This is a genomic window from Actinoplanes sp. NPDC048988 (assembly GCF_043197815.1).
Lineage (GTDB): Bacteria > Actinomycetota > Actinomycetes > Mycobacteriales > Micromonosporaceae > Actinoplanes.
Genome location: NZ_JBICTW010000001.1, coordinates 862,654 through 885,777, shown reverse-complemented (window position 1 = coordinate 885,777; position 23,124 = coordinate 862,654). Strand labels below are relative to the sequence as shown.

The window sequence follows — 23,124 nt, the reverse complement described above, 5'->3', positions numbered from 1 at the left end:
GCGGTTTCTGCCACGGCAATCATGCCGCGTGCGGTCCGGAGGCGGGCGTCACACCCCCTGAGCTACCGTGTCAGCCGTCCACCCGGGCATCGACCACGTTGCCATCGACACATCGACGGGGAGCTCCACCATGAGTATTCGACGATCCGCCATCGCGGGCCTGGCGCTCGCCGCCGCCCTGGTGGCCGGCGGTTGCGGCGACACGGCGAAGAAGGACGACGCCGCGCCGGCGACGAAGGCGCCCGAGACCACGGCGCCCGCCTCGGCTTCCGAGGAGCTCACGCAGGCGTACGCCAAATTCAGTGATACGCCGGTGAAGTTCAAGCTCGCCTCGGCGGCCGGCGTCGGCGGCACCGGTGCGATCGACGCCAAGACCCGGTCGTCCGAGATGTCCACCGACCTCTCCTCGGCCGGCAGCATGGTGACCCGGCAGATCGGCAAGGACCTGTACGTCAAGACGGAGGGCCAGGTCGGCGACGCGATCGGCGCCACCGCCGGCAAGTGGATGCACATCGACGTGTCGCAGGTGCCCGACAGCAGCCCGATCAGCATCAAGAACACCGACCCGGCCAACACCGCCAAGCTGATCACCACGGCGTCCGACGTGACGAAGACGGGCGACCACGCGTTCAAGGGCACGCTCGACATGACCAAGGCCGGCACGGCCAACCAGGCCATGCTCAAGGCGCTCGGCAACAAGGCCACGGCCGTGCCGTTCACGGCCGAGACCGACGCCGAGGGCCGGCTCACGGAGCTGTCGGTGGCGCTCGAGTCGATCGCGCCCGGCGCCGGGCAGATGACCGCCACCTACTCCAACTGGGGCGAGCCGGTGAACATCGCGAAGCCCGCCGCGGGCGAGGTCGTCGAGATGCCGGCGAAGTTCCGCAAGGCCATGGGCGCCTGACCTGGTCCTGTTTGTCCGGAACGGTCTTCGGGCATTGATGCCGGTGTTGCCGGCGTCACCCGGAGGCCGGCCGGCAGGAGGGACGGACATGCGGACAGCACGGTTCGCTGGGGTGGGTCTCGCGACAGCGCTGGTCCTCGCCGGCTGCTCGAACGGCGGAACGACACCCACCGCCGACGCGACCAGCGCGGGCGCGCCGGCCAGTGCGGGCGCGTCAGCCAGTGTGGGCGCGGCCGACCCGGCCGCCGTCGAGGCGCTGACCAAGGCGACGTCACAGCTCGGCACGACGAGCTTCAAGATCACCGCCACCTCGGGTACGGGGTTCAAGCTCGCCGGCGCGATCGACCCGGCCAAGGGCGTCGGCACGGCCGAGCTCAAGGCCAGCGGAACCAACGCCGACCTGAACCTCAAGACCCTGCTGATCGAGAAGGACCTCTACCTTCAGGTGCCCGGCTTCACCAAGGCCGGCACCTGGACCCACGTCGACGTCGCGCGGCTGCCCGAGGGCGCCAACGTCGGCCTGCGGCCGGGCGAGATCGACCCGGTGAACACGTCGAACCTGCTCGGCTCGGCCACCGACGTGCACGCGACCGGCGGCAACAGCTACGCCGGCACGCTCGACCTGACCAAGGCGGCCGGCCTGGCCGGCGTCTCCCAGGTGACCGTCGACAACACCCAGGCCCAGAACGTGCCCTTCACGGCCGGGCTGGACGAGCAGGGCCGGCTGTCGGTGCTGACCATCCAGATCCCGAACGCGCAGCCGCTCGAGGTGCTCTACACCGATTACGGCGTGCCGGTGACCGCCGCCCGCCCCGCGGCCTCGGAGATCACCGAGGCGCCGGACAGCCTGTACCAGTCACTCGGAAGCTGACGCGGCGCTCCGCCTCGCGGTCCAGTCCGTGCTCAACGGACGGAACGCGGGGCGGTTCTCGTCGATCCAGGCGTCGATCTTCTCCCACCAGTCGTAGAGCCAGGCGACGCGCTCCTGCTCGCCGGTCGGCACCTCCTCGGGCTCGACGCTCCAGAACCGCATGACCAGCCGCTTGTCCATGGGCAACTCCCGCCAGACGTCGGCCACGGTCACCATCCGGTCGAGGCCGGTGTGGGCCACGAAGACCACCCCGGCGTCCGGCGCGGCGTCGATCGCCGCGAACAAGCCGCCCGGCTTCGGCGGCAGCACGTGCCGCAGATGCTCGGCCCGGTCGGCCGCCTCGGCCAGGCCGCGGGCCCGCAGCCGGGCGATCGCGCCGGTGCGGCGGCGCGGGGTGAAGTTGCCGCCCTCCGGGAAGATCACGAAGGCGTCGTTCTCGTCGAGGCCGGTCGCGAGCTCGCTGATCTGCTGCTCCAGCGTGTCCGTGCCGGTGCGGCCGGGCGAGATGAAGCGGTTGGGCAGGCGGTTGAGCAGCACGTCGATCGCCGGGTCCCACTGCAGCGTGGCCTTGAGCACGATCCGCGGCTCGCGGTCGAACCAGTCGACCAGCGCGTGGATCAGGATGAACGAGTCGCCGGGGCCGGCGTGCCGGCTCACCACGACCTCGGGGCGGCCGGGAACGGCCGTGTCGGGGTCGGTACCGACCACATCGACGGTCAGATGCAGCGCCCAGCGGGCGATCCAGAACAGCACCCGCAGGAAGGCCCCGGTCACTTGATAATGACGGAGCTGAAATTCGGGCGTACGAAGGTGACGGCCGAACCCGGACCACACCCAGAGCACCGCCAGCACGACCAGGGCGGCCGCGTCCCAGCAGAGGTACAGGATGCCGAGCAGGACCAGACGGGGCACCCGCAGATGCCCGGGGACCAGCGGCGACGCGACCAGGCCGAGGAACAGCCACAGCGGCAGGGTCGAGACCAGCGCGAGGGCGAGCAGGATGACGGCGGGGGCGATGACTAGGCGGCGGATCCACACCGGGGGCAGCGGCATCAGCGGTCACCCGGCCCGGGCCGGTGGCCTTCAGACCGTTCAAGGGCGGCGGGTGGGGCGGTCGGAGGGACGTTGGCCACCAGGTAGCGCCGGGAAGCCGTGTACGCCCGGCTGATGCGGCGGCCGACGGCGGCCATGTCGCGGTAGGCCCACGGGCTGTCGTCCCGGCCCTCGCCGCCGCCGCTCGGTAAGACGTGCACCCGTACATCGTCGGGCAGGAAGGCAAGATCGCGGGCGAACCGGTGCCGGCGGGCGATCTCGAAGGCCACCTGCGCCACCTCCCACGGACGTCGCGGCACGGCGAGCGGGCGCTCGACCCGCCCCACCTGAAGCACGAAGATCAGCTTCGCGCCGACCCGCACCGCCTCGCTGATCGGGATCGAGTTGACGATCCCACCGTCCACGTAGTGCTCGCCCGCGATCTCCATCGGGGGCAGCAGACCCGGAACGGCCGAGGAGGCGAGTACGGCGTCGACGAGCGGCCCGCTGTCGAACCAGTGCTCGGCCGCGCGCTCGATGCTGGCCGCGCAGCAGCGGAACGGCACCTTGAGGTCGGCGAACGAGGCAACCTCGCCGAGCTCGCTCTCCAGCAGCCGGCGCAGCGGCATGGGCGAGTGCAGGTGGGTCCGGGCGGCGAACCGGCGCAGCTGCCGGCCGATCGAGTCGCCGTAGACGGTGGCCGCCTCGGGCGACGTCCAGAGCCGGACCAGCCGGTCGGTGACGGCCTCGCTCGGATCGGAGGCGACCAGGGCGCCGTTCACCGCGCCGATCGAGGTGCCGACCACCACGTCGGGCCGGAAACCGGCCCGGAAGAGTGCCCGGAGCATGCCCACCTCGACCGCTCCGAGCACTCCTCCGCCACCGAGCACGAACGCCACCGGACCGTCGACCATGCGTTCATGGTGGCACGCGCGTCTTCTACTGATTCTTGAAGTAGGCACCGTTCTGGTTCTGGAACTCCCAGCCGGCGAACTTGTCCCAGTTGATCGACCAGGTCATCAGGCCGCGCAGGTTCGGATTGGTGCCGCTGCGCGGGGTGTAGGAACCGCAGTTCGTGCCCTTGACGAGGCAGCCGACGGCCTGCTGGACGGCGGCCGGGGCGACATATCCGTTACCGGCGTTGACCGAGGCCGGGGCGCCGAATCCCACCTGATCCTCGCGCAGGGCCGGGAAGGCGTTGGCGGCGTTTCCGGCCACCGGGAAACCGGCCAGCAGCATGTCGGTCATGGCGATGTGGAAATCGGCGCCGCCCATCGAGTGGTACTGGTTGTCCAGGCCCATGATGGAGCCCGAGTTGTAGTCCTGGACGTGCAGGACCGTCAGGTCGTTGCGCAGGGCGTAAATGACCGGCAGATAGGAGCCCGCGCGCGGATCCTGCCCGCCCCACGGTCCCGACCCGTAGTACTGGTATCCGAGCTGAACGAAGAAGGTCTCGGGCGCCATGGTGAGGACGAAGTTGGCGCCGTACCGGGCCTTCAGGCTCTTCAGGGCCGAGATCAGGTTGACGATGACCGGCGTGGTCGGGTTCTTGAAATCGGTGTCGCCGGTGTTCAGCGAGAGCGAATGCCCCTCGAAGTCGACATCGACGCCGTCCAGTCCGTACCGGTCGATGATCGCGCTGACCGAACTGACGAACTTGTCCCGGGCCGCGGTCGTGGTGAGCTGCACCTGGCCGTTGGCGCCGCCGATGGAGAGAAGCACCTTCTTGCCGGCCGCCCGCTTGTTCCGGATGGCGGCGATGAAGTCAGCCTCCGATTCCACCCCGGGGCATTCGGTGGCCGGGCAGAGCGTGAAGCGGATGTCGCCGGAGGTGGCGCTGGTGGGCTCACCGAAGGCGAGGTTGATGATGTCCCAGTTGCTGGGGACGTCGGCCATGCGCAGATATCCGGAGCCGTTGGCGAAACTGGCGTGCAGATAGCCGATGAGCGCCCGCTTGGGAATTCCCGTGGTGGGCGGCTGAGTGGTGGGCGGCGGCGTCGTCGCCGGTGGAGTGGCCGGTGGAGTGGCCGGTGGAGTGGCCGGTGGAGTGGTCGGCGGTGTCGTCGTCGCCGGCGGTGTCGTCGGGGTGGTGGTACCCCCGCAGACGCCGTTGTCGGCCCAGACGTCCCACTGCGCGCTGTGCGTGGCCGGCGCCTCGTTCTGCGTCCACCACTTGGCGGTGTAGTTGTGGCCGTTCTGCGAAGCGACATTGTCCTTCACATAGACGGCGGTGGCGCTCCATGCGGGCGCGCACGCGGCGGCCGCGCTGGCCACCCCGGCCGACGACCCCAGATAGAGGGTGCCACCCGAGGCCGCGACCGCGGCGGCCATGACGAAGATCATCGATCGGCGCATGGCTCAGTATGAATACTGTTAACTTTGTTTGTAAATACCCGGCGGCACGGTGAGGTTCTGGCGGCCCACGACCTTGAGCAGGGCCAGCTGGCCGGCCGCGTCGGTGCCGGGGCGTGGGGTGAAGACGAGCAGATGCTGGTCCTGGCGGGCGGTGGCCAGCACCTCGCAGTCGATGTCGATCACGCCGACGGTCGGGTGGACGACGCGTTTGCGGTCGCTGCGGCGCACGGCCACGTCGTGCCGGTCCCACAGGGCGGCGAACTCCGGGCTCTCCGCGCGCAGGGCGCCGACCAGGCGGCGGGCGAACGGGTCGCCGGGCCGCATGGCGACGGCGGCGCGCAGGTCGGCCACCTGGATCTCACCCTGCCGGTCCCGGTCCTCCGGCGGGTAGAGCTCACGGGTCGAGGGCTCGGTGAACCAGCGGTAGGCGAAGCTGCGGGCGAGCCCGGTGAATCCGGTCTGCTCGCCGAGCAACGCCACGCCCATCGGGTTCTGCACGAGTATCACGCCCAGGTCGGAGATGACCATCGCCGGGAGCTCGGTGAGGGCGTCCAGCAGCCGGAGCAGGCCCGGGCTGACGTGCTCGTCGATGCCGTACGAGGGTGGCGCCGCGTGCCCGGCCAGATGGAACAGGTGGTTGCGCTCGTCGACGGTCAGGCGCAGCGCGCGGGCCAGGGCGGCCAGCATCTGCGGCGAGGGCTGCGGACCGCGGGCCTGCTCGAGCCGGATGTAGTAGTCGGGCGACATCCCGGCCAGCTGGGCCACCTCGTGCCGGCGCAGGCCGGGGGTACGCCGCCGGGCGCCCGCGGGCAGGCCGACCTCGGCCGGCTGCAGCAGTTCCCGGCGACGGCGCAGGAAGCCGGCGAGCTCCTTGGAATCCATGTGTGCAGCATGGCGCGTGGCCGGGCCGGTCAGACAGGGACCGGCGATACCAGTCTCGGCAGGTCTCTCCCGAGCAGCCGTACGGCGTCCGATGGTTGCCCCATGAAGATTCTCGTCACCGGCGTGACCGGTACCGTCGGCGGCCACGTCGCCCGTCAGCTCTCCGGTCGTGGCCACCAGGTGGTCGCCCTGGTCCGCGACCCGGCCAAGGCCGACCTGCCCGCCGACATCACCCTCATCCAGGGCGACCTGACCGACGCCGACGCCGTCCGCCGCGCGCTGGCCGGCGTCGACCGCGCGTACCTCACCATGGCCGACGACAACGGCGCCGTCTTCGCCACCGAGGCCGCCACGAGCGGCGTCGGCCACGTCGTGCTGTTGTCGTCGTTCACCGCCGTCACCGAGCTGCCCTCCGGCCCGGCCAACTTCGTCACCGCCCGCCACCGGGCCGGGGAACGGGCCCTGACCGAGGCCGGCGTGCCGTCCACGTTCCTGCGGGCGGCCGGCTTCGACTACAACATCCTGCTGTGGGTGGGCGACGACGGCGTGGTCCGCGCCCCGAACCCCGACGTCCCACTGCCCATCGTGGACCCGTCCGACATCGCCGCCGCAGCCGTCGCCCAACTGCTGGCCGACGACCCGAAGCCCGGCCCCTACCTCATCACCGGCCCCGCCCGCCTGTCCGTCCGCGACCAGATCAACACCATCAATACCCTCTTGACCAGGTCGTACGTCGTCCAGGAGATCACCGAAGCCGAGGCCGGCCTGCCGGCGTCGATCCTGGAAACCATGGGCCCGGCCGCCGCCGTGGTCCACCCCTCCACCGACGTGGAGACCCTGACCGGCCGTCCCCCACGCCCTTTCGCGGCCTGGGTCACCGACAACCGGGCGGCCTTCAAGTAGATCCGGGCACCCAACTCGGCCGGTCAGCTTTCAACGCGCTGCCAGGCTGCCTCACGATCGACGGTTCCGCGTCCATCCTCGTGCCGTAGTCGCCCGGCTGAGGATGTCCGCGGAGAAGATGTCGATTGCGCTACGCCGTGTCCTGCCGATCAGTTGATCAGTTCTGGTTGACCGGAGCGCCGTGGCGGGATCTGCCGGAACGCTGTGGCCCGTGGAAAACCTGCCCCGAACGGCTGCGGGACTGGCTGTACAGGCGGCCGCCTTCTTCGGGCAGGTCGGGGCCGAGCGAAGTCACACAAGCCGCTCACCGGCTCAGATGGCGTGGAAACAGGCTGGGTGGGTACCGTTGCGGCCGTGCCAGAGGGACACACCATTCATCGGCTTGCGGCTCGGCATCGGGAGCTCTTCGCGGGGCAGGTTCTGCGGGTCGACAGCCCTCAAGGGCGGTTTTCGGGCGCGGCCCGGGAGGTTGACGGGCGGCGGCTCACCGACACCGAGGCGTACGGGAAGCATCTGTTCCATCACTACGAGGGAGACCTGAGCGTGCATGTGCACCTTGGGCTCTACGGGAAGTTCGCCGATGGCGATCTGCCTGTTCCGGAGCCGGTGGGGCAGGTGCGGATGCGGGTCGCCGGTGCGGGGCACTGGCTCGAGCTGCGCGGGCCGACCGCCTGCGAGGTGTTCGATCCGTTGCGGGTGCGGCATCTGCGGGACCGGCTCGGTGCCGATCCGCTGCGGGACGACGCCGATCCGCTGGCGGCGTACGCGCGGGTTCGAGTCAGCACCAAGCCGCTGTTCGCTCTGCTGCTCGACCAGTCGATCGTGGCCGGCTGTGGGCTGATCTACGCCAACGAGGTGCTTTTCCGGGCCGGGCTGGCGCCTACCGTCCCGGGACGGCTGATCGGCGCGGAGCTCTGGGACGAGCTCTGGACCGACCTGCGCGCGCTCATGAAGGAGGGCGTCGCCCGGGGCCGCATCGACACCGTGCACACCGAGCACACGCCGGAGGCGATGCGGCGTGCACCACGCGTCGACCGGCACGGCGGCGAGGTGTACGTCTACCGCCGTCCCGGTCAGGCGTGCCTGGTGTGCGGCACCGCGATCGCGCGCGGCCCGCTGGCCGGGCGCAATCTCTACTGGTGTCCTACGTGCCAGCCGGCGGGGTCGCCGAAGGGGTGACCGCCGGCGGGGCCGGGGTCTCCGCCGGCAGGGCCGAGGGTGGCGGTCCCGGGATCTGCGGCAGGCCCAGCGTGAAGTTGGCCTTGAACCAGGGCAGCAGTTTCTCGTACGCGGCGATCGTGTCGGGCTGGCCGAAGTCGTGCGACAGGACGATCGCGCCGGGCTTCACGCTCTTGCGCACCTCGGCGATGATCCGGTCGATGTGCTGGGCGTCGGTCTCGCCCTCGGGGTGGTCCCAGTCGCGCGGGTCGACCTCCCAGTAGATCGAGGTCATGCCCGAGCCGCCGGCGACCGCGACCAGCCGGTCGGTGAAGTTGCCGCCGGGCGCCCGGAAGAACGGGATCTCGGCGCCCGGGACGGCGGCGCGGATGGCCGCGTTCGTCCGTTCCAGATCGGCCTTGATCTTCTCCGGCTTGTCCTTGCCGATCTTCAGGCTGTGGTCCCAGGTGTGGTTGCAGAGCGTGTGCCCGGCGTCGACGATCTGCCGGACGATCTCCGGGTGCTTCTTGACCTGCGACCCGACCAGGCAGAAGACCGCCTTGACGTCGTTCTGGGCGAGCAGATTCAAGATCTTGGGTGTCTGTACCGGGTCGGGGCCGTCGTCGAAGGTCAGCGCGACCGCCTCGGTGCCGGTGGTGCGCAGCGAGGCGCCGGGGCCGGCCGGCGGAACCTTGGCCGTGCTCTCACCGGTCTGCTGCGCGGTCGGCGTGGCGCTCGGGGCCACTGTGGGCACGGTCGCCGTCGGCTGGGGCGCCGCCGTGTCCTTGCCGGAGCCGGACTCGGCCGAGGGCTTCTCGTCCTTGCCGGCGGCCGGCTTGGAGCGGGCGGGCTCCTCGTCGTCCTTGACGGGGGCGGCCTTCGACGGTTTCGGCTGCACGCCGACGACGGCCTGGGCGGCGGCGTTCACCGCGTTCACGCTTTCCCGGCGCTGCTCGGCCGGCATGGCCAGCAGCAGGATGCCGATGGCGACCAGCGAGGCGAGCAGCACCTGCTGGCGGGACTTGCCCATCAGCAGCCACGACTCGATCGGCAGGGTGCCGGGGGCGCGGTGGCTGCCCATGGCCGGCGGGCGCCCGGTGGGCGGCTTGGCCACGGCGTGCCGGCCGGCCCGGGTGGGCCGCTGGGCGCGGGTCGCGCCGCGCTGACGGGGCAGCGAGGACGGTTCGTCGCCGACGAAGCTCACGACGGGCTTGCCGCGGCGATAGCGCGTCTCGGGCCGGTCGATGACGGCGACGGGCGAGCCCGAACGCGCGGCGTCGACATCGGAAGGCGTGGCGCCAGCATCGGAAGGCGTGGCGCCGGCGGGAAGGCCGGAGGCGGCGGAGGGTTCGATGATCGGGTGCTCGGACGTCACGTCCGCCAGCGACTCCGGTCGATGATGCCGCCCGCGCGTCGTCTGTCCGGCCGGGGTCGGATAACGGGGAGATTGCGGCGACATCCTGCATGCCTACCGTGCCGCAAGATCGAGCGCGAGACCAGATCGGTGGTTGTCATGCTACGGAGCGCGATATCGCCTGGTAGCGCTCGGTGTCGACGAATGCGACGAATCAGCCCGCGTGCACCGCGTCCGTCGCCTTTCGGGCGGCGATCAACACCGGGTCCCACACCGGCGCGAAGGGCGGCGCGTAGCTGAGATCGAGGGCGGTCATCTCCTCGACGGTCATCCGGTTCCACACCGCGAGCGCCAGCGCGTCGATCCGCTTGGCCGCCTCGGCCCGGCCGACGATCTGAGCGCCCAGCAGAAGCCCGGTGCGGCGCTCGGCGATCAGCTTGACCGTCATCGCCGAGGCGCCCGGGTAGTAGCCGGCCCGGCTCGTCGATTCCACGGTGGCCGTGACGAACTCGTACCCGGCCTGATCGGCCTCGTGTGACGTCAGGCCGGTGCGGGCCACCTCGAGATCGCAGACCTTGGTCACCGCCGTGCCGATCACGCCCGGGAAGGTCGCGTAACCGCCGCCGATGTTGATGCCGGCGACCCGGCCCTGCTTGTTGGCGTGGGTGCCCAGGGGTACGTGGACCGGGCGCCCGGTGATCAGGTGGCGGGTCTCGACGCAGTCACCGGCGGCCCAGATGTCCTCGTGGCCCTCGACGCGCATGCGCAGATCGGTGCGCAGGCCGCCGGTCGCGCCCACGGGAAGGCCCGCGCTGCGGGCGATGGCGGTGTTCGGCCGTACGCCCAAGCCCATGACCACGATGTCGGCCGGCAGCGAGCCCTCGGGCGTGACCACCGCGGTGACCCGGCCGCCGGCCGTCTCGAGGCCCTCGACGTGGGCGTTCGTCACGATGTCGATCCCGAGGCCGCGGATCGCGTCCTGGACCATCTGGCCGATCTCGGGGTCGGCCGTCTTGGCCATCGGCTGCGGCGATTTTTCGAGCAGCGTCACGTCGAGGCCACGCTGGATCATGGCCTCGGCCATCTCGACGCCGATGTAACCGCCGCCGATCACCACCGCGCGGCGCGGCTTCTCGACCTCGGAGAGCCAGGCGTGGATGGCGTCGCCGTCCTCCAGCGTCTGCACGCCGAAGACGCCGGCCTCCCGCACGCGGGCCCACTCGGGCACGACCGGGGACGCGCCCGCCGCGTACACCAGATGGTCGAAGCTCTCCCGCACCTCGCCGGCCGAGGAATGGGCCACCACCTGCCGGCGGTCGAGGTCGATGCCGACCACGTCGTGCTGGAGGCGGACGTCGATGCCGTTCTTGCGATGTTCCTCGGGCGTACGGGCGATCAGCGCGTCCCGCTCGTCGACGGCGCCGCCGATCCAGTACGGAATGCCGCAGGCCGAGTACGACGTGAAGCGCCCACGCTCGAAGACCACGATCTCGAGGTCGTCCGTTCCCAGGCGCTTGCGGGCCTGCGACGCGGCCGACATGCCGGCCGCGTCCCCGCCGATCACGACGAGTTTCATCAGCTCAGACTACTGACCTCCGCGGTCGCCCCGGGTCGCCTTGGCTATCTGATCCACCACATCGGCGACCGAGCCCTTCTGGGCCAGGATCGCGCGCTGCCGGGCGGCGCCGGTGCCGTGGTTGCGCAGCTGTCCGAGAAGGACGGTCGTGCGCTCGAGGTCACCGTGGCGTTCGAGTTCCGGGCGTACATAGTCGAACAGCTGCCGCATGAGCCGCCACGCGGGCCGGGGCTCACGGGTGGCCATGTCGATGTTGACGCCCTCGAGCCCGTCGTGGGCGGCCCGCCAGTGCGCCGCCACCAGCAGCGTGTCCGGCACGACGGGGGCCGGCTTGCCGTCGCGGACCTCGTTGACCAGCGTGGCGACCAGGGCCCGGGCCAGCGCGGCGAGCAGCACCGCGTCGTCGGCCGAGGGCATCACGTCGCCCATCCGCAGCTCGACGGTCGGGTAGTTCGCGGCGAGCCGGGCGTACCAGTAGAGCATCCCCTCGTCGAGCATGGCACCGCTCGCCTCGAGGTCGGAGATGAGGGTCAGGTAGTGCTCGTACGACTCCAGGTACGGCGCCGGGCCGACGGTGGGCCAGCGCTCCCACATCATGTAGCGCCAGCTCGCGTACGTGGTGTCGCGCCCCTTGAACAGCGGCGAGTTCACCGTCGCGGCCTGGAAGATCGGCAGCCACGGGCGCAGGTGGTTGAGGACCTGCACGCCGGTCTCGTCGTCGGGGATGCTGACGTGCACGTGGGTGCCGCACATGCCGGCGCCGGGGGAGAGGTCGCCGAAGCGCTCCTGCATGCGGTGGTACCGCGGGTTGTCGACGACGCGGATGTGCGGCCCGGTCGCCGGTCCGGTGCCCATGGCCAGCAGCCGGGCTCCGGCCCGGTCGGCGGCGGCCGCGACGCCGGCCCGCAGGCGGACCAGGGCGTCCGAGAGGGCACTCAGCTCGAGCTGCGGCGGGCTCGCCACCTCGATCTGGCTGCGCATGTACTCGTGCTGCACCGAGGGGCGGATGTCGGCCGGCAGCTGGTCGAAGACCTCTTCGACCGCCTCGACGGCCCGCGGCTCGACCGCGTCGACCAGGAGGAATTCCTCCTCGACGCCGAGCGTGTGCAGGTCGTGGGCCTCGGCCTGCTCGGCCAGTTCGGGATCGATCGTGGTACCGCCCGTGTCCATGGCCGCGAAGTACCCGATCTTCCCGCCCCGGAAACGGTATCAACGGGCAATCGATGGCAATCCATATTGACTTTACGTTCGTAACAAGCGTGAAATCCGCTGAGAGCGCTCTCACACCCCCTCCTCCCTGGAAGGCGCATCCCTCATGAGATTCCGTGTTGTGGCAGCGGGCGCCGCGGCGGCAGTCGCCGTGAGCGCGTCCGCGATCTTCGCGGTCACCGCCGAGGCGGCCGTCCCGGCCGCGCCGTCCGGCATGACCACCGTGTTCAGCGACGACTTCACCGGCGCCGCGGGCACCGGGCTCAACCGCTCCAACTGGCTCTACGCGACCGGCACCGGCTATCCGGGCGGCGCCGCCAACTGGGGCACCGGCGAGGTCGAGACGATGACCGACTCGACGGCCAACGTCTACCAGGACGGCAACGGCAACCTGGTGATCAAGCCGCTGCGGGACTCGGCCGGCCGGTGGACCTCGGGCCGGGTCGAGACGCAGCGCACCGACTTCGCGGCACCGGCCGGCGGCAAGGTCCGCATCGAGGCGCGGTTGCAGCAGCCCAACGTCAGCGGGGCGGCCGCGGCGGGATACTGGCCGGCGTTCTGGGCGCTCGGCGGGGCGGCCCGGCCGGTCGGCGCGACCAACTGGCCGGGCATCGGCGAGTGGGACATCATGGAGAACATCAACGGCCGTGAGTCCGTGTTCGCGGCGCTGCACTGCGGCACCAACCCGGGCGGCCCGTGCAACGAGACGACGGGCATCACCAGCGGCGAGCGCGCGTGCTCCGGATGCAAGACGGGCTTCCACACGTACGCCATCGAGTACGACCGGACCACCGCCAACGAGCAGCTGCGCTGGTACCTCGACGGCAACAACTACTTCACGTTCAGCAAGAACCAGCTCGACGCGACCACCTGGAACAACGCGACCCAGCACGGCTTCTTCGTGATCCTGAACGTGGCCATGGGCGGCGGCTTCCCGGCCGCGTTCGGCGGTGGTCCCACCGCCTCGACCCAGTCCGGCGTGCCGATGATCGTCGACTACGTCGCGGTTTACCAGTCCTCGGGCGGCACGACGCCACCCACCACTCCGCCCACCACCACCCCGCCGCCGTCGGGCACGCGGGACGCCTTCTCCCGCATCGAGGCCGAGTCCTACAACGCGGCGTCGGGCGTGCAGGTCGAGGCATGCTCCGAGGGCGGCCAGGACGTCGGCTACATCGCCAACGGCGACTGGCTCCAGTTCGACAACGTCAACTTCGGCTCGGGCGGGGTCCGCGACTTCGTGGCCCGCGTCGCCTCCGGCGCCGGCTCCGGGGTCAGCGGCCTGGTGGAGGTACGCCTCGACAGCCGGACGAACGCGCCCATCGGCAGCTTCGCGCTAGGCACCACGGGCGGCTGGCAGACGTGGCAGTCGATCCCCGGCAACGTCTCCGGCGTCACCGGCACCCACACCGTCTACGTGACCTTCACCAGCGGCCAGCCGGCCGACTTCGTCAACCTGAACTGGCTCCAGTTCCGCAAGTGACCCATCGAGAAATTTAAGGATATTTAAGGGCCGCGCCCTCTGGACTGAACTGTTAACAGTCCTTAATGATTGACACATGAAGGGCTATCGATCGGTCGTCCTGGCCACCGTCGCCGCGCTGGCCGCGGGCGGAGCGGCCACCTACTTCTCGGGCTCCGCGTCGGCCGCAGCGGCCTGCGCGCCGGCGTGGAGCTCGAGCGCCGTCTACGTCGGGGGCAACACGGCCTCGCAGAACGGCCACAACTACAGCGCCAAGTGGTGGACGCAGAACGAATCCCCCGCCACCCACAGCGGCCAGTGGGACGTCTGGGCCGACCAGGGTGTCTGCGGTGGCACGACACCACCCACGACCCCGCCTGCGACCACCCCGCCTGCGACCACGCCGCCTCCGACCACCCCGCCTGCCACCACGCCGCCTCCGACCACGCCGCCCCCGGCCAACGGCGTCCTGCCGGCCCACTTCCTGACCGGCTACTGGCAGAACTTCGACAACGGCGCGGCCCCGCTCAAGCTGGCCGCCGTTCCCTCGAACTACGACCTGATCGCGGTCGCCTTCGCCGACGCCACGGCCACCCCGGGCGCGGTCTCCTTCACCCTCGACCCCGGCCTGGCCTCGGCCGTCGGTGGCTACACCGACGCCCAGTTCAAGGCGGACATCGCCACCCTGCACGCCCGCGGCAAGAAGGTCATCATCTCGGTCGGCGGCGAAAAGGGCACGGTCAGCGTGGCCAACGCGACGGCGGCCACCAACTTCGCCAACTCCGTCCACTCACTGATGACGGCGTACGGGTTCGACGGCGTCGACATCGACCTCGAGAACGGGCTCAACGCCACCTACATGGCCCAGGCCCTGCGCAGCCTGCGGGCCAAGGCCGGCAGCAACCTGATCATCACGATGGCGCCGCAGACCATCGACATGCAGAGCACCGGCTCGTCGTACTTCGCCCTGGCGCTGTCCATCAAGGACATCCTCACGGTCGTACACACCCAGTTCTACAACTCGGGTTCGATGCTCGGCTGCGACCAGAACGCCGCGTACAGCCAGGGCACGGTGAACTTCCTGACCGCGCTCGCCTGCATCCAGACCCAGAACGGGCTGCGCCCGGACCAGGTCGCTCTCGGCCTGCCGTCCAGCACCCGGGCCGCCGGCGGCGGCTACGTCGCGCCGTCGGTGGTCAACAACGCGCTCGACTGTCTGGCCCGCGGCACCAACTGCGGCACCTTCAAGCCGCCTGCGACGTATCCGGGCATCCGCGGCGCGATGACCTGGTCGATCAACTGGGACGTCACCAACGGCAACGGCTTCGCCAACACCGTCAAGCCCCACCTCGCCACCCTTCCGTAACGCCTCCCCACCCCCACAGGAGCATCCCCGTGAAGAAAATCCTCGTACTGGGCTCGGTCGCCCTGGCCGCCACGGCCGCCGCGATCCTGCCCATGGCGACCTCGAACGCGGCCGCCGCCTGCGCGCCGGCGTGGTCCTCGAGCGCCGTCTACGTCAAGGACAACAGCGCCTCGCAGAACGGCCACAACTACACCGCCAAGTGGTGGACGCAGAACGAATCCCCCGCCACCCACAGCGGCCAGTGGGACGTCTGGGCCGACCAGGGTGTCTGCGGTGGCACGACGCCGCCGACCACGCCGCCCACCACCCCGCCGACCACCCAGCCGCCGGCCACCGGCACCAAGATGGCCTCGGCGCCGTACATCTACCCCGGCTGGGGCAACCCGCCGGCGCCGGCCACCGTGGTCAACGCGACCGGCATCAAGGCCTTCACGATGGCCTTCGTGCTCGCCGGCAACGGCTGCAACCCGGCCTGGGACGGCGAGGGCGGCCTGACCGGTGGCGTGCACGCGAGCACCATCGCGGCCATCCGGGCGGCCGGGGCCGACGTGGTCCCGTCGATCGGCGGCTGGAGCGGCAACAAGCTCGGCCCGAACTGCTCGACCCCCGAGGCGCTGGCCGGTGCGTACCAGAAGGTGATCGACGCCTTCCAGCTCAAGTCGATCGACATCGACATCGAGAACAGCGACGAGTTCGAGAACACGGTCGTGCAGGACCGGATCCTGGGCGCTCTGAAGATCGTCAAGCAGAAGAACCCGTCGGTGAAGACGATCCTCACCTTCGGCACCACGACCACCGGCCCGAACTACTACGGCACCCGGCTCGTGCAGCAGGCCAAGGCGCTCGGCGCGAACATCGACATCTTCACCCAGATGCCGTTCGACTTCGGCGCCAGCGACATCTACACGGCCACGGTCAACACGTCCGAGGGTCTGAAGAACCTGCTGAAGACCACCTTCGGCTACACCGACGCGCAGGCGTACTCGCACATGGGCATCTCCGGCATGAACGGCCTGTCCGACCAGCAGGAGCTGACCACCGTCGAGACGTGGACGCGGATCCGCGATTACGCCCGGAACAACGGGCTCGCCCGCTTCACCTTCTGGGCGGTCAACCGTGACCGCGGCTGCGCCGGTGGCGGCGTGGTCTCGGACTGCTCCGGCATCGCGCAGGCCGACTGGGCCTTCACGAAGGTCAGCGCCGGTTTCTAACCATCGACGGACGCGCGGTCGCTCTGGCGGGCGGCCGCGCGCCGCCTTTTCCTGATCTTCTTGATGACCCAGCTCCCGACCATGAAGATGATCAGCGCCCAGATCACGTAGTCGAAGTAATGGGCGTATTTCTCCAGGTCCTGATACTGCGACCCGAGCAGGTAGCCGCCGCCGATGAAGATGGCGTTCCAGACCCCGCTGCCGATCGCGGTGAACAGGGTGAACATGCCGAGGTGCATCTTGTTGGCGCCGGCCGGGATCGAGACCAGGCTGCGGACGACCGGGGCGCAGCGCCCGAAGAGCACGGCTGCCTTCTCGTGTTTCTCGAACCAGCGGTCGGCCGTGTTCAGATCGTCGGCGTCGACCAGCGGAATCTTGTCGAGCCAGCGGCGCAGCCGGTCCTCGCCCAGCGCGTACCCGAGCCAGTAGAGGGCGAGCGCGCCGATCACCGACCCGGCCGTGGCCGCGAACAGCACCAGCGCGAAGTTGACCCGGCCCTCGCTGGCCAGATAGCCCGCCAGCGACAGCACGATCTCACTGGGGATCGGCGGGATCAGGTTTTCCAGGGCCACCAGAAGGCCCACACCTAGCTCACCGAGTGATTCGATGACAGAGGTCACCCACGCTGTCAGTCCGCCGCCGCCCATCCGATGTTTGTACCCAACGAACCTGCGTCGAACCTGAGTGCTGTTTGCCCGGGCGTGACGCCGGTGAAGTAGAGGGACATGACCGACCGGTGGTACCAGAAAGCCGTCATCTACTGCCTCGACATCGACACGTTCGCCGACTCCGACGGCGACGGCTGCGGCGACATCCGCGGTCTGATCGGCCGTCTCGACTATCTCGCCCGGCTCGGGGTGACCTGCCTGTGGCTGAACCCCATCCACCCGTCGCCCGACCAGGACGACGGCTACGACGTGTCCGACTTCTACAACGTCGACCCACGTTTCGGGAACCTGGGCGACTTCGCCGAGCTGCTGCACCAGGCGGGCAACCTCGGCATCAAGGTGATCATCGACCTGGTCGTCAACCACACCTCGGACAAGCACCCGTGGTTCCAATCGGCCCGCAAGTCGCCGGACTCGCCGTACCGGAATTGGTATGTCTGGTCCGAGACCGAGCCCGCCGACCGCAAGCAGGGCATGGTCTTCCCGGGTGAGCAGGACGAGACCTGGACGTACGACCGGACGGCCAAGGCCTGGTACTACCACCGGTTCTACAAGTTCCAGCCGGACCTGAACATCAACAATCCCGAGGTCCGCGAGGAGATCAAGAAGATCTGCGCGTTCTGGCTCCAGCTCGGCGTCGCCGGGTTCCGGATGGACGCGGTGCCGTTCATCATCGAGGAGACCCAGGCCGGCAACCCGAACTCGCCCAAGGACATGGACTTCATCACCGAACTGCGGCAGTTCGTGCAGTGGCGCAAGGGCGACGCGGTGCTGCTGGCCGAGGCCAATGTGGAGCCCGACCAGCTCAAGGAGTACTTCGGCGACTCCGGCGGCTCGGCCAACCGCATCCACATGCTGTTCGACTTCATGCTCAACACCAAGCTCATGCTGGCGCTGGCCCGGCAGAACCCGGAGCCGATCGTCGAGGCGCTGCGCGAGGCCCCGAAGCTGCCCGTGGGCGGGCAGTGGGCCACCTTCCTGCGCAACCACGACGAGGTCGACCTGTCCCGGCTGACCGCCGAGCAGCGGCAGCAGGTCTTCGCCGAGTTCGGGCCGGACGAGAACATGCAGTTGTACGGGCGGGGCATCCGCCGGCGGCTGGCGCCGATGCTCGGCAACGACCGGCGGCGGGTCGAGCTGGCCTACGCCCTGCAGTTCAGCCTGCGCGGCACCCCGGTGGTGCGCTACGGCGAGGAGATCGGCATGGGCGAGGACCTGTCGCTGCCGGGGCGCAACTCGATCCGTACGCCCATGCAGTGGTCCTCCCTGCCGAACGGCGGTTTCACCACGTCGGACGAGCCGGTCCGGCCGGTGATCGACGACGGCGAGTTCGGTTACCCGACCGTCAACGTCAGCCGGCAGCGCCACGACCCGGCGTCGTTGCTGGCCTGGTTCGAGCGCATGATCCGTACGCTCCGGGAAGCGCCCGAGGTGGGTTCCGGCACCTGCAAGCACGTCGACCTGCCCGACGCGGGATCGATCCTCGTGCACCGCGCCGACGACGTCACTGGCACGATGGTCTTCGTGCACAATCTCGGGCCGTCCGACGGCGTGCTCGATCTGAGCTCGCTGTACGCCGAGGCCGAGTTCCCGACCGACGTGCTCGCCGACCAGGAGTACCCCGACCTTGGCAAGTTCGACGCGGTACCGGTGGCCGGACACGGCTACCGCTGGATCAGGTTGCGTCGCTACGCGTAAGGTGCACTCCGAGTGCAAATAGAGGAGGCCGTATGTCGCAGTCCGCTCCCACCCGTACCGCCATCGTCACCGGTGCCGCCCGCGGCATCGGCGAGGCGACCGCCCGCCGGCTCGCGGCCGACGGGCTGGCCGTCGCCGTCGTCGACCTCGACGAGGGCGCCTGCGCCAACACGGTGACCGCCATCCACGACGCCGGCGGCACCGCCCTCGCCGTCGGCGCCGACGTGTCCGACCCGGCTCAGGTCACCGCGGCCGTGGAAAAGGTCACGGCCGAGCTCGGCCCGCCGACCATCCTGGTCAACAACGCCGGCGTGCTCCGCGACAACCTGCTGTTCAAGATGACCGACGACGACTGGGAGACCGTGATGGCGGTCCACCTGCGCGGCGCCTTCCTGTTCAGCCGCGCGGTGCAGAAGCACATGGTCGACGCCGGCTGGGGCCGTATCGTCAGCCTGTCCAGCACCTCGGCCCTGGGCAACCGGGGCCAGGCCAACTACGCCGCGGCCAAGGCCGGCCTGCAGGGCTTCACCAAGACGCTCGCGATCGAGCTGGGCCGGTTCGGCATCACCGCCAACGCGGTCGCGCCGGGCTTCATCGTCACCGACATGACCGCCGCCACCGCGGCCCGGGTCGGCGTCGATTTCGACCAGTTCGAGAAAGCCGCCGTCGCTCAGATTCCCGTTGGCCGGGCGGGACGTCCCGAAGACGTCGCGAACACCGTATCCTTCCTCGTCAGTGAGGGTGCCGGGTTCGTCTCGGGCCAGGTCATCTACGTCGCCGGGGGACCGCGCGCGTAGATCATTGCTGAGAGGCGTTACAAAGGAACTATGAATCGACGCATGGCTTCCCGCAGCGTCTCGCTCACCAGCACGTTTCTGCTCCTGGCGGCGGGCGGTGCGGCGGCGTGCGACAACGACGACGATTACCAGGACGCCGGGTTCTACTGCGCCGACGCCAACGGCAACGTCGTCGACGAGGACTACTGCGACGACGACCGGTCGTACGGTGGCAGTGTGGTGCCCTTCTTCATCTGGTATTCGGCGGCCTACGCCCCGGGCTACCCGGTCGGCTACCGGCTCCCGGCCGGCGGCAACAAGTTCGCGTACAACGACCGGGCGGCCCGGCAGTCCTTCGGGCTGCCGGCCACCGGCAAGATCGGAAACGGCACGGTGAAGACCAGCGTGGTCGGCAAGGGCGGCGCGGCCCGCGGTTCCTCCTCCAGCAAGTCGGGCGGCTGAGCGTGCGCCGAGTTCCCTACGGGCCGGTCCGCGAGGGCTGGCAGCTCACCAACTTCAGCCTCGGCCTCACGTACAACGACACCGAACTGCCGGACGGGACGATGATCTCGTACTGGCAGGAGGGCCCGTTCTACGACTTCACGGCGGCCGAGATCGAAGAGCTCGAGGCGGCCACCACCACGCTGCACGCGATGTGCCTCGAGGCCGGCGACTGGATCGTCCGGCAGTGCCCGCGGCACACCGTGCAGGGGCGCAAAGAGGGCTATTTCGCCTCGATCTGCAACCCCGAGACGTGCTTCCTCGCCAAGATCGGCGTGCCCGAGTTCGCCCACGAGCAGGTCATCCGCACGTGGTTCGACGGCGACGCCGAGACGTGGACGCACTACGACAAAGACCCCGATATGCGCCTGCCGATGGAGACGCCGGACTACTCGCCGAGCGTCTACGGCCGGTTCGACCTCTGGTACAACGGGGCCGGCAGCACGCCCAAGCTGCTCGAGTTCAACGCGCAGACCCCGACCGCGCTGGTCGAGAGCGCCGTCATCCAGTGGCACTGGATGGACCAGACCCACGTCACCCAGCACGAGTGGCGCCAGTGGAACTCGATCCACGACCGCCTGGTGGGCTGGCCCGCGACCCCCGGCGAGCCGGGCGACCCCGGCGCCTGGCGCCGCAACATCGACAAGCTCCGCGAGGCCCGCACGTGGCTGCCGGAGAAACCGAAGATCTTCTTCGCGTACGAGACGTCCGAGACCTCCGGTGAGGACCGGATGAACGTGGCGTACCTGATGGCCACGGCCGAGGAGGCCGGGTACCCGGTCGAGCTGATCGCGATGAGCCAGATCGGCTGGGACGTGGCCGGCGACCGGGTGGTCTTCGTGCCCTCGCCGGGCCAGGAGCACAAGGCCGAGCCGATCGACATCATCTTCATGCTCTACCCGTGGGAGTGGTTCTGGACCGAGGAGGGCGGCAAGGCCTTCTTCCGCAACATGGCCGACCCGACCAAGCACGGCACGGTCTGGATCGAGCCGCCCTACACGGCCGCCCTGCTCGGTAACAAGGCGATCCTGCCGGTGCTGTGGAAACTGTTCGGCGACGACCCTGAGCGCGGCAAATACCTGCTGCCGGCCTACTTCGCCGACTCCTCGAAGGCCAAGACGCTGACCAGCTACGCCAAGAAACCCGTCTGGGGCCGGGAGGGCGGCTCGGTCACGCTCGTGCGTGACGGGGTCACGATCAGCGAAAACCCTTCCGAGTACGGCGTCGACGGCCGTTACGTGGTGCAGCAACTCTGCGAGCTGCCGTCGTTCGAGGGGCTCGAGGGCACGGTCCACCCGGTGATCGGCTCCTGGCTGATCGACGGGGAGCCGGCCGGCATGGGCATCCGTGAAGGTCTCGGCGACGACGGTCTTGTGACGAAGGACCGCTGCTACTTCGTGCCGCACACCATCGAATCGTCCCTTTAGGGGCGGTGCCGCCAGATCCACCACAGGCCGACGAACGGCAGCACCAGCGGGACGTACCCGTAACCGCTGCCGAAGTTCGACCAGACCGTGTCGTCCGGGAAGTCCCCGGCGTCGGCGATGCTCAGCGTGCCGACCACGAGCACGCCGATCAGCTCGATGCTGCAGCTGATCAGCGCGATCAGCCGGCCCCGGGCGCCGCCGATCGCCAGGCCCACGGTCGCCGAGATGTAGACCAGCCCGGCGAACGCCGACAGCAGGTAGGCCAGCGGGGCCTCGCTGAAATGCGTGGAGATCTGTACGAGGGCGCGGGCGCTGGCCGACAGCGCGAAGATGCCGTAGACCAGCAGCAGCACGCGGCCGAGGCCCGTACCGAGAGCCGCGTCCTTGGGACGTGTGGGGGTTTCAGGAGACACCGGTGGTCACCTCCGCGATCTGCTGCAACCGCAGCACGAGAACAGGCAGCACCAGGCAGGCGACACCGAGGATGAGACTGCCCCACCGCGTCGGCTCGAGCCGGGCCAGATAGAACGCGACCGGCCCGAAGGCGACCGTGGTGACCAGGTAGCCCAGGAAGGTGGGCGTGTCGCTGGGGCGCGAGCCGTCGAACAGGCCGATCACGGCCACGACGACCAGCACGGCGACCAGCGCGCTGAGCGCCAGCGTGGCCCAGAGGTCGACGTTGCTCGGCGGGCGGTTGAGCGCCGCGCGCAGCAGGAACCACGCCGCCAGGACAAGAGCGGCGATGATCGTCGCCACCGACAGGGGACCGTTCACCGGCACAGACTACTGATCGAAGGTCGCCTGGTAGCTTGCGGCTGGACCATGAGAGAGGCAGGCGACTTCCGATGCGCTTCGGACTTTTCGGTACGGGACCATGGGCACACCTGGCGCACGCGCCGGCGCTCGCCACGCACGCGGACGTCGAGTTCGTGGGGGTGTGGGGCCGCAATCCCGACAAGGCGGCCGCGCTGGCCGGCGATCACGGCGCCAAGGCGTACGCCGAAGTGGACGACCTGATGGCCGATGTCGACGCCGTGGCCATCGCCCTGCCGCCGGACGTGCAGGCGCCGCTGGCGCTGCGCGCCGCCCAGGCCGGCAAGCACCTGGTGCTCGACAAGCCGGTGGCCTTCACCGTTGCCTCAGCACAGGAGATCGCGTCCGCTGTCGCGGCCGGCAACCTCGCCTCGCTGGTCTTCTTCACCCGCCGGCTGATGCCGGAGATCGAGCGGTTCGTGGCCGACGCGACGGCGACCGGCGGCTGGGTCGAGGGCCGGATCGTCCACCTCGGCCGCATCTTCACACCGGACAACCCGTTCGGCGCGTCGCCCTGGCGCCAGGAGAGCGGCGGCCTCTGGGACGTCGGCCCGCACGCGCTGGCTCTGGCCATCGGCGTGCTCGGCCCGGTCACCGAGGTGACCGCGATGGCCGGCGCCCCCGACATGACCCACCTGCTGGCACGCCACGCGGGCGGCGCCATCAGCACGCTCACCCTCTCGCTGGACGCGCCGGAGGCGGCCGAGCGCGAGGAGGCGGTCTTCTCCGGCCAGGCCGGGGTGCGCACGGTGCCGTCGGCCCCGTGGTCGCCGGTCGACGCCCTGAAGCACGGCCTCGACCAGCTCATCGCCGCGGCCGCGGGCGGACCCGCGGTCGAGCTCGACATCCGCTTCGGCGCCCAGGTGACAGCGGTCCTGTCCGCCGCCCAGGAAGCGGTGACCACCGGCCGTACGGTGACTGTCGAAAGCGCCTGAAGCACGCTGCCGGCGGCCTGTGT

General features: G+C 70.0%; 22 protein-coding genes and 1 pseudogene. 13 read left to right on the top strand and 10 right to left on the bottom strand.

From position 1 onward, the window contains the following. Window positions 1–130 precede the first annotated feature (130 nt). Both ACGFJ7_RS03795 and ACGFJ7_RS03790 read left to right on the top strand, forming a co-directional pair. A complete protein-coding gene (locus tag ACGFJ7_RS03795) occupies window positions 131–904 on the top strand; it encodes a hypothetical protein (RefSeq protein ID WP_392640717.1) in 774 nt (257 codons plus the stop codon). Window positions 905–992: 88 nt separating this feature from the next. Continuing rightward, window positions 993–1,775 carry a hypothetical protein gene (locus ACGFJ7_RS03790; protein WP_392640715.1) on the top strand — a complete coding sequence of 261 codons (783 nt, stop codon included), beginning with the start codon at window positions 993–995 and terminating at the stop codon, window positions 1,773–1,775. Here the strand turns inward: ACGFJ7_RS03790 and ACGFJ7_RS03785 are convergent. The 4 genes from ACGFJ7_RS03785 to ACGFJ7_RS03770 are packed head-to-tail and all read right to left on the bottom strand — an operon-like array spanning window position 1,761 to window position 6,044. Continuing rightward, entirely contained in the window at window positions 1,761–2,828 is a 1,068-nt protein-coding gene (locus ACGFJ7_RS03785; RefSeq protein WP_360242869.1) for a 1-acyl-sn-glycerol-3-phosphate acyltransferase, read from the bottom strand. The genes ACGFJ7_RS03790 and ACGFJ7_RS03785 overlap by 15 nt on opposite strands. After that, a complete protein-coding gene (locus ACGFJ7_RS03780) occupies window positions 2,828–3,721 on the bottom strand; it encodes a patatin-like phospholipase family protein (protein ID WP_360242866.1) in 894 nt (297 codons plus the stop codon). Before ACGFJ7_RS03780 ends, ACGFJ7_RS03785 begins: the two co-directional genes overlap by 1 nt. Window positions 3,722–3,746: 25 nt before the next feature. After that, window positions 3,747–5,162, bottom strand: coding sequence for a glycosyl hydrolase family 18 protein (locus ACGFJ7_RS03775; RefSeq protein ID WP_392640711.1), 1,416 nt, complete (start codon window positions 5,160–5,162; stop codon window positions 3,747–3,749). Window positions 5,163–5,180: 18 nt separating this feature from the next. After that, complete coding sequence (locus ACGFJ7_RS03770) at window positions 5,181–6,044, bottom strand: helix-turn-helix transcriptional regulator (RefSeq protein WP_360242860.1); 864 nt, start codon at window positions 6,042–6,044, stop codon at window positions 5,181–5,183. Between the two features lie 102 nt (window positions 6,045–6,146). Here ACGFJ7_RS03770 and ACGFJ7_RS03765 point away from each other — a divergent pair, with 102 nt between their 5' ends. From ACGFJ7_RS03765 to ACGFJ7_RS03755, 3 genes and pseudogenes are all read left to right on the top strand, one after another. Continuing rightward, the gene (locus tag ACGFJ7_RS03765) at window positions 6,147–6,947 is read left to right on the top strand and encodes an SDR family oxidoreductase (protein ID WP_392640707.1); all 801 of its coding nucleotides are present in this window, start codon (window positions 6,147–6,149) and stop codon (window positions 6,945–6,947) included. Window positions 6,948–7,117: 170 nt separating this feature from the next. After that, window positions 7,118–7,192, top strand: a pseudogene (locus ACGFJ7_RS03760) (transposase); the annotation flags it as partial. Between the two features lie 109 nt (window positions 7,193–7,301). Next, window positions 7,302–8,126 carry a DNA-formamidopyrimidine glycosylase family protein gene (locus tag ACGFJ7_RS03755; protein ID WP_360242851.1) on the top strand — a complete coding sequence of 275 codons (825 nt, stop codon included), beginning with the start codon at window positions 7,302–7,304 and terminating at the stop codon, window positions 8,124–8,126. Here ACGFJ7_RS03755 and ACGFJ7_RS03750 read toward each other — a convergent pair. The 3 genes from ACGFJ7_RS03750 to ACGFJ7_RS03740 all read right to left on the bottom strand — a co-directional run bounded on the left by ACGFJ7_RS03750 (window position 8,092) and on the right by ACGFJ7_RS03740 (window position 12,205). Beyond that, complete coding sequence (locus tag ACGFJ7_RS03750) at window positions 8,092–9,480, bottom strand: polysaccharide deacetylase family protein (protein ID WP_360242848.1); 1,389 nt, start codon at window positions 9,478–9,480, stop codon at window positions 8,092–8,094. The two genes, ACGFJ7_RS03755 and ACGFJ7_RS03750, sit on opposite strands and share 35 nt — an antisense overlap. A gap of 193 nt (window positions 9,481–9,673) precedes the next feature. Beyond that, entirely contained in the window at window positions 9,674–11,035 is a 1,362-nt protein-coding gene (locus ACGFJ7_RS03745) for an FAD-dependent oxidoreductase (protein ID WP_360242845.1), read from the bottom strand. Window positions 11,036–11,044: 9 nt separating this feature from the next. Then, window positions 11,045–12,205, bottom strand: a complete 1,161-nt coding sequence (locus ACGFJ7_RS03740; protein WP_360242842.1) for a glutamate--cysteine ligase — start codon at window positions 12,203–12,205, stop codon at window positions 11,045–11,047. Between the two features lie 145 nt (window positions 12,206–12,350). Here ACGFJ7_RS03740 and ACGFJ7_RS03735 point away from each other — a divergent pair, with 145 nt between their 5' ends. From ACGFJ7_RS03735 to ACGFJ7_RS03725, 3 genes are all read left to right on the top strand, one after another. Then, window positions 12,351–13,727, top strand: coding sequence for a carbohydrate-binding protein (locus tag ACGFJ7_RS03735; RefSeq protein WP_392640702.1), 1,377 nt, complete (start codon window positions 12,351–12,353; stop codon window positions 13,725–13,727). Between the two features lie 76 nt (window positions 13,728–13,803). Beyond that, a complete protein-coding gene (locus ACGFJ7_RS03730) occupies window positions 13,804–15,072 on the top strand; it encodes a glycosyl hydrolase family 18 protein (protein ID WP_360242836.1) in 1,269 nt (422 codons plus the stop codon). 29 nt (window positions 15,073–15,101) lie between these two features. Then, the gene (locus ACGFJ7_RS03725) at window positions 15,102–16,283 is read left to right on the top strand and encodes a chitinase (RefSeq protein WP_360242833.1); all 1,182 of its coding nucleotides are present in this window, start codon (window positions 15,102–15,104) and stop codon (window positions 16,281–16,283) included. Here ACGFJ7_RS03725 and ACGFJ7_RS03720 read toward each other — a convergent pair. Beyond that, complete coding sequence (locus tag ACGFJ7_RS03720; protein WP_392640699.1) at window positions 16,280–16,930, bottom strand: DedA family protein; 651 nt, start codon at window positions 16,928–16,930, stop codon at window positions 16,280–16,282. The genes ACGFJ7_RS03725 and ACGFJ7_RS03720 overlap by 4 nt on opposite strands. Window positions 16,931–17,008: 78 nt before the next feature. On the opposite strand from ACGFJ7_RS03720, the gene ACGFJ7_RS03715 reads away from it, so the two are divergent. The 4 genes from ACGFJ7_RS03715 to ACGFJ7_RS03700 are packed head-to-tail and all read left to right on the top strand — an operon-like array spanning window position 17,009 to window position 21,353. After that, window positions 17,009–18,649 (top strand): alpha-amylase family protein, encoded by a 1,641-nt coding sequence (locus tag ACGFJ7_RS03715; protein ID WP_392640696.1) that lies wholly within the window; start codon window positions 17,009–17,011, stop codon window positions 18,647–18,649. Window positions 18,650–18,681: 32 nt separating this feature from the next. Then, entirely contained in the window at window positions 18,682–19,446 is a 765-nt protein-coding gene (gene fabG / locus ACGFJ7_RS03710) for a 3-oxoacyl-ACP reductase FabG (protein WP_360242824.1), read from the top strand. Between the two features lie 42 nt (window positions 19,447–19,488). Then, window positions 19,489–19,887 (top strand): hypothetical protein, encoded by a 399-nt coding sequence (locus ACGFJ7_RS03705; RefSeq protein WP_360242822.1) that lies wholly within the window; start codon window positions 19,489–19,491, stop codon window positions 19,885–19,887. A gap of 2 nt (window positions 19,888–19,889) precedes the next feature. Then, a complete protein-coding gene (locus tag ACGFJ7_RS03700; protein ID WP_360242819.1) occupies window positions 19,890–21,353 on the top strand; it encodes a glutathionylspermidine synthase family protein in 1,464 nt (487 codons plus the stop codon). Here ACGFJ7_RS03700 and ACGFJ7_RS03695 read toward each other — a convergent pair. After that, complete coding sequence (locus ACGFJ7_RS03695; RefSeq protein ID WP_360242816.1) at window positions 21,350–21,766, bottom strand: hypothetical protein; 417 nt, start codon at window positions 21,764–21,766, stop codon at window positions 21,350–21,352. The two genes, ACGFJ7_RS03700 and ACGFJ7_RS03695, sit on opposite strands and share 4 nt — an antisense overlap. Beyond that, entirely contained in the window at window positions 21,756–22,127 is a 372-nt protein-coding gene (locus ACGFJ7_RS03690) for a hypothetical protein (protein ID WP_360242814.1), read from the bottom strand. The genes ACGFJ7_RS03695 and ACGFJ7_RS03690 overlap by 11 nt, the downstream gene beginning before the upstream one ends. 71 nt (window positions 22,128–22,198) lie before the next feature. On the opposite strand from ACGFJ7_RS03690, the gene ACGFJ7_RS03685 reads away from it, so the two are divergent. Then, window positions 22,199–23,101, top strand: coding sequence for a Gfo/Idh/MocA family oxidoreductase (locus tag ACGFJ7_RS03685; RefSeq protein ID WP_360242811.1), 903 nt, complete (start codon window positions 22,199–22,201; stop codon window positions 23,099–23,101). Window positions 23,102–23,124: the final 23 nt, after the last annotated feature.

Bases quoted from the DNA above. Each gene is read 5' to 3' on its own strand.
- ACGFJ7_RS03705 (WP_360242822.1), top strand. From the start codon at position 19,489: ATGGCTTCCCGCAGCGTCTCGCTCACCAGCACGTTTCTGCTCCTGGCG.
- ACGFJ7_RS03735 (WP_392640702.1), top strand. From the start codon at position 12,351: ATGAGATTCCGTGTTGTGGCAGCGGGCGCCGCGGCGGCAGTCGCCGTG.
- ACGFJ7_RS03795 (WP_392640717.1), top strand. From the start codon at position 131: ATGAGTATTCGACGATCCGCCATCGCGGGCCTGGCGCTCGCCGCCGCC.
- ACGFJ7_RS03715 (WP_392640696.1), top strand. From the start codon at position 17,009: ATGACCGACCGGTGGTACCAGAAAGCCGTCATCTACTGCCTCGACATC.
- ACGFJ7_RS03770 (WP_360242860.1), bottom strand. From the start codon at position 6,044: ATGGATTCCAAGGAGCTCGCCGGCTTCCTGCGCCGTCGCCGGGAACTG.
- ACGFJ7_RS03720 (WP_392640699.1), bottom strand. From the start codon at position 16,930: ATGGGCGGCGGCGGACTGACAGCGTGGGTGACCTCTGTCATCGAATCA.
- ACGFJ7_RS03780 (WP_360242866.1), bottom strand. From the start codon at position 3,721: ATGGTCGACGGTCCGGTGGCGTTCGTGCTCGGTGGCGGAGGAGTGCTC.
- ACGFJ7_RS03790 (WP_392640715.1), top strand. From the start codon at position 993: ATGCGGACAGCACGGTTCGCTGGGGTGGGTCTCGCGACAGCGCTGGTC.
- ACGFJ7_RS03730 (WP_360242836.1), top strand. From the start codon at position 13,804: ATGAAGGGCTATCGATCGGTCGTCCTGGCCACCGTCGCCGCGCTGGCC.
- ACGFJ7_RS03745 (WP_360242845.1), bottom strand. From the start codon at position 11,035: ATGAAACTCGTCGTGATCGGCGGGGACGCGGCCGGCATGTCGGCCGCG.
- ACGFJ7_RS03685 (WP_360242811.1), top strand. From the start codon at position 22,199: ATGCGCTTCGGACTTTTCGGTACGGGACCATGGGCACACCTGGCGCAC.
- ACGFJ7_RS03765 (WP_392640707.1), top strand. From the start codon at position 6,147: ATGAAGATTCTCGTCACCGGCGTGACCGGTACCGTCGGCGGCCACGTC.
- fabG (WP_360242824.1), top strand. From the start codon at position 18,682: ATGTCGCAGTCCGCTCCCACCCGTACCGCCATCGTCACCGGTGCCGCC.
- ACGFJ7_RS03740 (WP_360242842.1), bottom strand. From the start codon at position 12,205: ATGGACACGGGCGGTACCACGATCGATCCCGAACTGGCCGAGCAGGCC.
- ACGFJ7_RS03785 (WP_360242869.1), bottom strand. From the start codon at position 2,828: ATGCCGCTGCCCCCGGTGTGGATCCGCCGCCTAGTCATCGCCCCCGCC.
- ACGFJ7_RS03775 (WP_392640711.1), bottom strand. From the start codon at position 5,162: ATGCGCCGATCGATGATCTTCGTCATGGCCGCCGCGGTCGCGGCCTCG.